We start from the raw sequence: 10,658 nt of genomic DNA, 5'->3' as shown, positions 1-10,658 counted from the left end.
GGCCTGGCGGCGGCCGTGGCGCCCCTGGCGGCCGCCGCCGTCTGGATGGTGGCCGGCGCCGACGGGCCGCTGTCGCGGCGCAGCCCCGTGCAGGTCCCGGCGTTCGTCGCCGAGGAGAGCGGCACCCGGGACCGGCCGCGCACCCTCGTCCTCGACGGGGACCCCGGCGCCGGGAGCGCCGGGGACAGCGCCTCCTCCGCGGCGGCCCGGGTCTCGTACACCCTCGTCCGCGGTCCCGGCGCGCGGCTGGGCGACGGCGACACGGCCCGCGAGGCCGGTGGCGACCGGCGGCTGGACGAGATCGTCGGCAACCTGGTCGCGGGCTCCGGCGCCGACCAGGCCGAGCAGCTCAGCGGCTACGCCGTCCGCTACGTCCTGGTGCGTGACGGCGCGCCCCGCGAGATGAGCGCGGTGCTGGACGCGACGCCGGGCCTGTCCAGGCTCAGCCAGGAGGACGGCAGCGCGCTGTGGCGGGTGGACGCCCAGGTCGCCCGGGCCACCATCGTCCCCCCGGAGGGGGAGGAGGGCGGTGCGGCGGCCGGACCGGAGACCGTCGCGGCCGGGCCGGTGAAGGCGCGCACCACCGTCCCAGCCGGCCCCGCCGGGCGGGTGCTGCGGATCGCCGACGCCGCCGACCCCGGCTGGCGGGCCACGCTGGACGGGCGCCCGCTGAAGCCCGTCACCCTGGACGGCTGGGCGCAGGGCTTCGAACTGCCCGCCCGGGGTGGCCTGCTGGAGCTGGCCCACGAGACTCCCGTGACACACACCGTGTGGGTGTGGGCGCAGGGACTGCTGATGCTGGTGGTGCTGGTCATGGCGTTGCCGGGCCGCCGTCGCGAGGTCGACGACGACCTGCCCGAGGAGACCGGGACGGTACCGGCCCAGCCGGTGGAGGGAGAGGGTCGGCGGGCCCGCAGGCTGCGCGCGGCACAGGAGGCGGCGGACGGCCCGCCGCCGGGGACCGCACCTGGACCCGAGCCCGAGCCGGTTCGGGCACCGGAACCGGAGCCCGAGCCGGCCGCGCGGCCCCGGCCCGTGTACATGCCGCAGCAGCAGGGCTGGGACGCCTGGGACGGACAACGGTACGAGCAGTACGGGCAGTACGCCGATCGGAGCGATCCGTACGCACGGGGCGTGCAGCCCGGACCCGCCTACGACGGCGGCTCGTACGGCGACACGTACGGCCACGGCGTCCAGGACGGCACGACGTACGGCGACAGGAGCGACCGCGCATGAACCGCACCACCTACTCCCTGTTCGGCGTGGTCGCCGCGCTGGCCGCCGTCACCGGTGTCGCGTCGCTGACCGTCCCCTCCGGCGAGCCCGCCGCCGGCCCCGCGGCCGCCCGGCTCCCCGTGGAGCGCTCCACGCTGGTGTGCCCGCAGCCGGCCTCCTCGGAGGTGGGCGAGACCACGTACACGGCCTACACGCCCGAGGGCGGCAGCACCGAGCGGGAGGAGGGCGCGAAGAGCGGGGGGAGCGCGGCCGGGCTGCTGCCCGCCGGGAGCACCCTGGAGGGCGGCGGCCGGAGCGGCGAGGACGGGAAGAAGGCCGACGAGCCCGATCCCGTCGTCCCCCTGGAGAAGCCCGGGGTCCCGGTCACCGCCGAGGCGGACAGCAGCGGCTCGCCCGCCCTGACCGGGTCGGCCGACGGAAGCCTCGCCCCCGGCTGGACGGTCCAGCAGACCACCCACGTCGCCGCGGGCACCGGCCGCGGGCTGCTGGGTGTCTCCTGCACCGTGCCCGGCACCGAGTTCTGGTTCCCCGGCGCGAGCACCGCGAAGTCGCGCCACGACTACATCCACCTCACCAACCCCGACGACGCCTCGGCCGTGGTCGATCTGGAGCTGTACGGCAAGGACAGCTCGGTGAAGACCGAGAGCGGCGAGGGCATCAACGTCCCCGGCCGCTCCACGGTCCCCGTGCTGCTCTCCACGCTCTCGCGGGAGCCGGTCACCGACGTGGTCCTGCACGTGGTGGCGCGCAGCGGCCGGATCGGGGCCCAGGTGCAGTCGGTCGACGAGGAGCTCGGCGGCGACTGGCTGCCGGCCTCCGCCGACTCCCGCGGCTCCCTGGTCCTGCCGGGCATCCCGGCCGACGCCACCGACGTACGCCTGGTCGTCTTCGCGCCCGGCGAGAAGGACGCGGACCTGAAGGTGCGGCTGGCCACCCCCACCGGCGCCATCACCCCCGCGGGGCAGGAGAGTCTCCACGTCAGGAGCGGTACGACCGTCGCCGTGGACCTCGGCGACGTGACCAGGGGCGAGCCGGGCTCGCTGATCCTCTCCCCGGCACAGGAGGGCTCCGGCGCCCGGGCCGTGGCGGCGCTGCGCGTGCTGCGCGGCGAGGGGGCGCGGCAGGAGACGGCGTTCATCCCGGCCGCCGTGCCCGTCCGGGAGCGGGCGTCCGTGGCCGGGAGCGACGCCGGGGCGGAGAGCGGCGAGGACGGCGGCACGGTTCTGTCGCTGGTCGCGCCGGGGAAGGCCGCGAAGGTGCGGGTGACCGCGTCGGCGGGCAGCGGCGGCGGCGAGCCGGCCGGCAGGACGATCGACCTCAAGGCCGGCACCACGACGGCCGTCGACGATCTGCGGCCCAAGGGGGCGAAGGGGCGGTACGCGCTCACCGTCGAACGACTGTCGGGCGGGGAGGTGTACGCGGCCCGGACGCTGTCCCTGGAGGACGACGGCATCCCGATGTTCACCGTGCAGACACTCCCGGACGACCGGGGGACGGTGTCGGTGCCGCGTGCCGGGCAGGACCTGTCGGTGCTCGTCGACTGAGCGGCGTACGGCGGCCCGCCCCGTCTCAGTCCTGCCCGTAACGCGGGTCGATCGACTCCGGGGCCAGCCCGAGGAGTTCGGCGACCTGCTCGACGACCACCTCGTGGACGAGCAGCGCCCGGTCGTCGCGCGTCCTGGCGCGCAGCTCGATGGGCCGCCGGTAGACGACGACGCGGTCGGGGCGGCCGTCACGTGCGGCCGCGTACCGGCCGAGCGGCACGCCGTCCGGCCCGTCGAGCCAGCCGTCGACCCAGTCGCCTGGCCCGGTGCCGCTCTCCGGCGCGGCGGGCGGCACCTCCTGCACCACGAACTCCACCCCGGACAGCTGCGGCCACTGTCTCTCCAGCCGGTCCGCGGAGTCGCGCACCAGATCGTCGAAGGCGTCGGCGCGGCTCATGGCGAGCGGCACCTGGGGCGGCGCGATGGGGCCGCGCATGCCGCGTCCATGGCGATCCCGGCGACGCGGTCGCGGGTCGGGCCGGCGGGGCGGTACGGGGTTGCTCATCACCTTGAGAGTAGCCGTCCGAGGGTGGCCGGGGAGCGGGTACGACGCGACCCCGTCGTCCCGTGCCGCCGTCCCGCACCGCCGGCGTGCGGCCGCACGCCGGCGCGCACGGCCCCACGCTCCCCGGGGGCACGGGCGGCGTTCACCACCGGCTGCCGGAAGCCGACCGGTTCCGCCCTTCCAGGGTGTCGTTTCGGACGACTTCCCGATCGGTGATCGCTCCTTGATGACGGAATCCGAACGAACTGGTAACGACGCCCATATCCGGCTTCCACTCCGCCGCCAACCGGACTTTTCCGGCCCTTGACAGGTCAGCCGGTCCGCCACCGCCGCGCGTGCCCGCGGTGGGTCGGCACGACACAACAGGACGACCTCCCGCCGATTCGTCGCGGCCCGCTCAAGAGTGCGGTACCGTCCAACATCGTGAGCCCTGTACGTCGCTGTTCGCGCACCGCGTGCGGCCGCCCTGCCGTGGCGACGCTGACGTACGTCTACGCGGACTCGACGGCCGTCCTCGGCCCTCTCGCGACCTATGCCGAACCCCACTGCTACGACCTGTGCTCGGAGCACTCGGAGCGGCTGACCGCGCCGCGCGGCTGGGAGGTCGTCCGCCTCGCCGTGGACGCGGGCCCCGCCCGCCCCAGCGGCGACGACCTCGAAGCCCTGGCCAACGCCGTCCGCGAGGCCGCCCGCACCCCGCAGCGCGGAAAGCCCGCCCCCACCGAGCAGCCGGGCTCCGGCGGCGTGCGCGAGACGGATCTGATGGAAGTGGCTCGACGTGGCCACCTGCGGGTACTGAGGTCCCCCGAGAACTGATCGCCCCGTTACATTTGGGGCGTCGCCAGATACTCCAGAAGGGGTGGACCGTGCCTGACCTGTCACACATCGTGAAGGCGTACGACGTACGTGGTGTGGTGCCCGACCAGTGGGACGAACCCCTCGCCGAGCTGTTCGGCGCGGCGTTCGCGACGGTCACGGGCGCGAGCGCGATCGTGGTCGGACACGACATGCGCCCCTCCTCGCCGGGCCTGTCGCGGGCCTTCGCCCGGGGAGCCGCCGCCCGCGGCGCCGATGTCACCGAGATCGGCCTGTGCTCCACCGACCAGCTCTACTTCGCCAGCGGCCGGTTCGGCCTGCCCGGCGCGATGTTCACCGCCAGCCATAACCCCGCCCGGTACAACGGCATCAAGATGTGCCGGGCCGGCGCCGCCCCCGTCGGCCGGGACACCGGCCTGGCCGACATCCGCGCGCTGGTGGAGGAGTGGGCCTCCGCCGCGCCCCCCAGGCCGGCGGAGAAGCCGGGGACGATCACGCGGCGGGACGTGCTGGCCGACTACGCAGCCCATCTGCGCTCGCTGGTCGACCTCACCGCCGTCCGCCCGCTGAAGGCCGTCGTCGACGCGGGCAACGGCATGGGCGGCCACACCGTCCCCACCGTCCTGGACGGTCTGCCCGTCGAGCTGGACGCGATGTACTTCGAACTCGACGGCACCTTCCCCAACCACGAGGCCAACCCGCTGGATCCGGCCAACATCGTCGACCTCCAGGCCAGGGTGCGGGAGACCGGCGCCGACATCGGCCTGGCCTTCGACGGCGACGCCGACCGGTGCTTCGTCGTCGACGAGCGCGGCGAGCCCGTCTCCCCGTCGGCGATCACCGCCCTGGTCGCGGAGCGCGAGCTGGCCAGGCACCCCGGCTCCACCGTGATCCACAACTGCATCACCTCCTGGTCCGTACCCGAGGTCGTCAAGGAGGCGGGCGGCACCCCGGTGCGCACCCGGGTGGGCCACTCCTTCATCAAGGAGGAGATGGCACGCACCGGCGCGGTCTTCGGCGGCGAGCACTCGGCGCACTACTACTTCCGCGACTTCTGGAACGCCGACACCGGCATGCTCGCCGCACTCCACGTCCTGGCCGCGCTCGGCGGGCAGCCGGGCACCCTGTCGGAGCTGGTCGCCCGGTACGACCGTTACGCCGCCTCCGGCGAGATCAACAGTACCGTGGAGGACCAGGCGGGGCGCGCCGCCGCGGTGAGGGCCGCCTTCGAGGGCCGCGAGGGCCTGACGCTGGACGAGCTGGACGGCCTGACGGTCACGGCGCCGGACTGGTGGTTCAACCTCCGCCCCTCCAACACCGAGCCGCTGCTGCGTCTGAACGTCGAGGCGCGCGACGCGGAGACGGCCGCCGGGGTCCGCGACGAGGTACTGGCGATCGTCCGCGCCTGACGGCCGGACCGGCGGGACACCGTACGGCGGCGCCGGAACCGGCCACCGGCCCCGGCGCCGCCGTACCGTCCGCGCCCGCCTCCCCGCGCCCGCCACGGCACCCGCCGACGGGGAGCGGCCTCCCGGCGGTACGCTGACCGCACGGCAGTACCACGCAACAGCACAGCACCCGCCCTCGAAGGGACGCACCATGCCGCTCGAAGCCGGTCTTGTGGAGATCCTCGCCTGCCCGGCGTGCCACTCCCCCCTCCAGGAGGAGGGCGACGAACTGGTCTGCGGCGGCAGCGGGTGCGAACTGGCGTACCCCGTCCGGGACGGCATCCCCGTCCTCCTCGTCGACGAGGCACGCCGTCCCGCCTGAGCAAGACCGCCCCCGGCGACCGGAGAGGCCGCACATGCTGGACGAGACCCTGCTCGACGCCCCGGACGCCCTGGCCCGGGCCGACACCCACGGTCTGCTGCGCGGGGCCGCCGCCTCCGGCGCCCGCGCCCGTACGGCCCTGCGGCACGCCACCGAGGCGGGGCTGACCGACCTGCGCCCCGACGGCCGCCCCCGCTCCCTCCTCGTCGCGGGCACCGGACCGGCCGTCGCCTGCGTCGCCGGCCTCCTCTCCGCCTTCGGCAACGGGGCCGTCCCCGTCACACGGCTCCACCCCGCGGGCTCCCTCCCCGACCCCGGCGCACTGCGCTGGACGCTGCCGGGCTGGGCCGGTCCGCTGGACCTGCTGCTGCTCGCCACCCCGGACGGACACGAGGGCGGCCTGACCGAGCTCGCCGAGCAGGCGTACCGCCGGGGCTGCACCGTCGTCTCCGTCAGCCCCGCCCCCGCGCCGCTGGCCGAGGCGACCATCCAGGCCCGCGGCCTGGCCGTACCGCTGGCCGAGGCGCCCGGCGAACGCTACGAGGGTCCCGACCCGCGCGACGCGTACGAACGGCAGGCACCGGTCCCGCCCGCGGCTCCCGGCCTCCTGTGGGCGCTGCTCACCCCACTCCTCGCCCTGGCCGACCGGCTCGGTCTGGTCGCCGCCGGCCCCGAGGGGCTCGCAGCCCTCGCCGACCGCCTCGACCAGGTCGCCGAGCGGTGCGGCCCCGCCGCCGCCACCTACGGCAACCCCGCCAAGACCCTGGCCGCGGAGCTCTCCGACGCGCTGCCGCTGCTGTGGAGCGAGGGCACCGTCGCCGCCACCGCCGCCCGCCATTTCGCCACCACCCTCACCTCGCTCGCCGGCCGCCCGGCGCTGGCCGCCCTCCTTCCGGAGGCACTCACCACGCACGGCGCCCTGCTGAGCGGCTCCTTCGCGGGCGCGGAGGACACCGACGACTTCTTCCGGGACAGGGTGGAGGAGCCCGAGACGATGCGCGCCCGGATCGTCCTGCTGCGCGAGGGCCCTCCGGCCGCCCGCTCCGCCGCCGTCACCGCACGCGACCTGGCGTACGGGCACGGCACCCCGGTCAGCGAGCTGGAACCGGCCGAGGGCAGCACCCCGCTCCAGACCACCGCCGAACTGCTGGCCACCGTGGACTTCGCGGCCGTCTACCTCGCGCTCGCCGGCGGCGAGCGGCGCTGACCGGGGCACCCGAGGCGCGGTGCCCCGGCAGTGACAGGGGTCCGGACGACAGGGTCCGGACCCAGAACAAGGACCCAAGGATCCAAGGACACCATCCCGCATGGACCTCCTCACCAACACCGTGCGCCCCTACGCCTGGGGCTCCACCACCGCCATCCCCGAGCTGCTCGGCACCGAGCCCACCGGCGAGCCGCAGGCCGAGCTGTGGATGGGCGCCCATCCCGGCGCGCCGTCGAGGGTCGACCGTGAAGGAGGCGGAACGCCTCTGTCGGAGACGATCGCGGCCGACCCCGAGGGCGAGCTGGGCCCCGCGGTCGTCGAGGCGTTCGGGCCGGGGTTGCCGTTCCTGCTCAAGGTGCTGGCGGCCGCGTCGCCGCTCTCCCTCCAGGTGCACCCCGATCTCGCCCAGGCCAGGGAGGGCTTCGCCGACGAGGAGGAGCGCGGCGTCCCGGCCGACGCCCCGCACCGCAACTACAAGGACGCCAACCACAAGCCCGAACTCCTCTGCGCCCTCACCCCCTTCACCGGCCTGTGCGGATTCCGCCGCCCCGCCCGGACCGCCGATCTGCTGGAGGCCATGGACGTCGGCGGGCTCAAGCCGTACGCGGACATCCTGCGGGCCCGTCCTGAGGACGAGGCACTGGGCGAGGTGCTGACCGCCGTGCTCTCCGCCGACCGGGAGGCGATCGCCGAGACCGTCGGCGCGGCGGCCGGGGCGGCACGGCGACTGGCGTCCGGGGAAGGACCGTACGCCAGGGATTACGCCGCCTACGCGGGCATCGCGGGCCACTACCCCGGCGATCCGGGCGTCCTGGCCGCGATACTGCTCAACGTCGTGCACCTGGAGCCCGGTGAGGCCCTCTACCTCGGCGCCGGCGTCCCGCACGCCTACCTCGGCGGCCTGGGCGTGGAACTGATGGCCAACTCAGACAACGTGCTGCGCTGCGGCCTGACGCCCAAGCACGTGGACGTCCCCGAACTGCTGCGCGTCGTCCGCTTCGAACCGATGGAGCCGGAGGTGCTGCGGCCGCGCCCCACCTCCGGGGGTGAGGAGGTGTACGCGACGCCCGTCGACGAGTTCCGGCTCTCCCGGTACGTGCTGGCACCCGGTTCCGAACCGCACGACCTGGGCGACCGCGCACCCCAGATCCTGCTGTGCACGGAAGGAGAGGTCACCCTGCGGGAGGTGACCGGCGGCGGCGGGGGCGGTGAACTCGTCCTCCCCCGGGGCCGGTCGGCCTTCGTGCGTGCGGGCGAGCGGGTCGCGGTCCTCGGCAGCGGTACTCTCTTCCGCGCGACTGTGGCCGTGTGACCGCACTACTGCGCTGCCGCGCCCGAGGCCCGGCCCCGGCACGGGAGTGATCCCGCACCGGACGCCGGATTCCCGGACACCAGGCCTCGGGCGCGGGACAGATCCCGCCGTCTTCCCGGGAGAACCGACCTTTCATGAGTGCATCGGGCGGAACCAAGGCGATCGACGAGGCCGGGCACCGCATCCACGCGGCGGTCCCGGTCGCCCGCGTGATCTACCTCGAGCCGGACATACACCGGGCGGAGAAGGCGGAGGAAGCCGCCAGGTTCCTCTGAGCGCCGGCCCTGCGGCACGACGACGCGGCACAGCACCGAGGCATGGTGGGGGCTTCTCCGCCCCGTGGCCGGAATCCCACGGTGCCCCCCGGCATCCGGGGCTGCCCCGCCCGGACGGCGCGCCGAGCGTGTAGCCTCGGGAAGGCACAGACGTCGCTGCTGATGGCGGTCGGGCGGCCACACGGGCCGGCCGAGGGAGAGAGGGCCTCCGACGGACTGCGCTGCGGTCAGGGGACACGTACGTGCCTGTGGTGCGTACGGTGACGACGGCACACGACGGCGGGCTGCCGGTGTGCCGGGTTCCGCACACCTGCCCGCTGCCGCAGACCAGCCAGCCGTACCACCTCGACCGATCCCGAGGAGCAGCTCCCAATGACGACGACCGACGCGCCCACCGGCGCCTCGACCGGCACCACGACCGGAACCGCACCGGACTTCAAGGTGGCGGATCTGTCCCTGGCGGCGTTCGGCCGCAAGGAGATCACGCTGGCCGAGCACGAGATGCCCGGCCTGATGGCGATCCGCCGCGAGTACGCCGCCGCCCAGCCGCTGGCCGGGGCGCGGATCACCGGTTCGCTGCACATGACGGTGCAGACGGCCGTGCTGATCGAGACGCTGGTGGCGCTGGGCGCCCGGGTGCGCTGGGCCTCCTGCAACATCTTCTCCACCCAGGACCACGCCGCGGCCGCCATCGCGGTCGGCCCCGACGGCACCCCCGAGGACCCCCGGGGCGTGCCCGTCTTCGCCTGGAAGGGGGAGACGCTCCAGGAGTACTGGTGGTGCACCGAGCAGGCCCTGACCTGGCCGGGCGAGCCCACCGGCGGACCGAACATGATCCTGGACGACGGCGGTGACGCCACGCTGCTGGTCCACAAGGGCGTGGAGTACGAGAAGGCCGGCTCCGTCCCGGACGTCTCCACGGCCGAGTCCGAGGAACACGCCGTCATCCTGGGCCTGCTGGCCCGCACCCTGGGCGAGGACCCCACCAAGTGGACGAACCTCGCCTCCGAGATCCGCGGGGTGACGGAGGAGACCACCACCGGGGTGCACCGGCTGTACGAGATGCAGCGCGACGGCGTGCTGCTCTTCCCGGCGATCAACGTCAACGACTCGGTGACCAAGTCGAAGTTCGACAACAAGTACGGCTGCCGCCACTCGCTGATCGACGGGATCAACCGCGCCACCGACGTGCTCATCGGCGGCAAGGTGGCCGTGGTGTGCGGCTACGGCGACGTGGGCAAAGGGTGCGCGGAGTCGCTGCGCGGCCAGGGCGCGCGAGTGATCGTCACCGAGATCGACCCGATCTGCGCGCTGCAGGCGGCGATGGACGGCTACCAGGTCGCCACGCTGGAGGACGTCGTCGCCACCGCCGACATCTTCGTCACCACCACCGGCAACAAGGACATCATCCTCGCCGAGCACATGGCGCGGATGAAGCACCAGGCGATCGTGGGCAACATCGGCCACTTCGACAACGAGATCGACATGGCCGGCCTGGCGGCGATGGACGGCATCGTCAAGGACGAGGTAAAGCCGCAGGTCCACACCTGGACCTTCCCGGACGGCAAGGCGATCATCGTGCTGTCCGAGGGGCGGCTGCTGAACCTGGGCAACGCCACCGGGCATCCGTCGTTCGTGATGTCCAACTCCTTCGCCAACCAGACCATCGCCCAGATCGAGCTGTTCACCAAGCCCGACGCCTATCCGGTGGGCGTGTACGTGCTGCCCAAGCACCTGGACGAGAAGGTCGCCCGGCTCCACCTGGAGGCGCTGGGAGCGAAGCTGACCGTGCTGCGCCCGGAGCAGGCCGACTACATCGGCGTGCCCGTCGAGGGTCCGTACAAACCCGACCACTACCGCTACTGACGACCGTCGCCGGCACAGTCGTCGGCACGGGCACGTCACACAGCAGGCAGGCGACACCGTCGGGGCCCCGCTCCATGGCTCCAGCCCGGCGCGCACCGGGTAGATCTCCTCCAGATCGGCCGCCGTC

At 74.3% G+C, this 10,658-nt stretch carries 9 protein-coding genes and 1 pseudogene; 9 read left to right on the top strand and 1 reads right to left on the bottom strand.

Annotated elements, in window-relative coordinates:
* A pseudogene (locus tag LJ221_RS19435) lies at positions 1-1,236 on the top strand (family 2 glycosyl transferase); the annotation flags it as partial.
* Positions 1,233-2,780: a DUF5719 family protein gene (locus LJ221_RS19430; RefSeq protein ID WP_241718010.1), complete on the top strand. Its 1,548-nt coding sequence runs from the start codon at positions 1,233-1,235 to the stop codon at positions 2,778-2,780. The pseudogene LJ221_RS19435 and the gene LJ221_RS19430, both read left to right, overlap by 4 nt.
* Before the next feature lie 25 nt (positions 2,781-2,805).
* Here LJ221_RS19430 and LJ221_RS19425 read toward each other — a convergent pair whose 3' ends face one another.
* The gene (locus LJ221_RS19425) at positions 2,806-3,285 is read right to left on the bottom strand and encodes a metallopeptidase family protein (RefSeq protein ID WP_241718009.1); all 480 of its coding nucleotides are present in this window, start codon (positions 3,283-3,285) and stop codon (positions 2,806-2,808) included.
* 381 nt (positions 3,286-3,666) lie between these two features.
* On the opposite strand from LJ221_RS19425, the gene LJ221_RS19420 reads away from it, so the two are divergent.
* The 7 genes from LJ221_RS19420 (at position 3,667) to ahcY (ending at position 10,531) form a co-directional block, all read left to right on the top strand.
* Entirely contained in the window at positions 3,667-4,101 is a 435-nt protein-coding gene (locus LJ221_RS19420) for a DUF3499 domain-containing protein (protein ID WP_241718011.1), read from the top strand.
* 50 nt (positions 4,102-4,151) lie between these two features.
* The gene (locus tag LJ221_RS19415; protein ID WP_241718008.1) at positions 4,152-5,510 is read left to right on the top strand and encodes a phosphomannomutase/phosphoglucomutase; all 1,359 of its coding nucleotides are present in this window, start codon (positions 4,152-4,154) and stop codon (positions 5,508-5,510) included.
* 190 nt (positions 5,511-5,700) lie between these two features.
* Positions 5,701-5,871 (top strand): Trm112 family protein, encoded by a 171-nt coding sequence (locus LJ221_RS19410; RefSeq protein ID WP_241718007.1) that lies wholly within the window; start codon positions 5,701-5,703, stop codon positions 5,869-5,871.
* A 34-nt stretch (positions 5,872-5,905) separates the two neighbouring features.
* Entirely contained in the window at positions 5,906-7,078 is a 1,173-nt protein-coding gene (locus LJ221_RS19405) for an SIS domain-containing protein (protein ID WP_241718006.1), read from the top strand.
* A 100-nt stretch (positions 7,079-7,178) separates the two neighbouring features.
* Positions 7,179-8,390 carry a mannose-6-phosphate isomerase, class I gene (manA, locus tag LJ221_RS19400; RefSeq protein ID WP_241718005.1) on the top strand — a complete coding sequence of 404 codons (1,212 nt, stop codon included), beginning with the start codon at positions 7,179-7,181 and terminating at the stop codon, positions 8,388-8,390.
* Positions 8,391-8,524: 134 nt separating this feature from the next.
* Complete coding sequence (locus LJ221_RS19395) at positions 8,525-8,665, top strand: hypothetical protein (RefSeq protein ID WP_308314816.1); 141 nt, start codon at positions 8,525-8,527, stop codon at positions 8,663-8,665.
* A gap of 372 nt (positions 8,666-9,037) precedes the next feature.
* Complete coding sequence (gene ahcY / locus LJ221_RS19390) at positions 9,038-10,531, top strand: adenosylhomocysteinase (protein ID WP_241718004.1); 1,494 nt, start codon at positions 9,038-9,040, stop codon at positions 10,529-10,531.
* The last annotated feature ends 127 nt before the right edge of the window (positions 10,532-10,658 follow it).

The organism is Streptomyces sp. CNQ085 (genome assembly GCF_022614595.1).
Lineage (GTDB): Bacteria > Actinomycetota > Actinomycetes > Streptomycetales > Streptomycetaceae > Streptomyces.
Note: the sequence above shows the minus strand (reverse complement) of the source record. Positions and strands in the feature narration are given on the sequence as shown.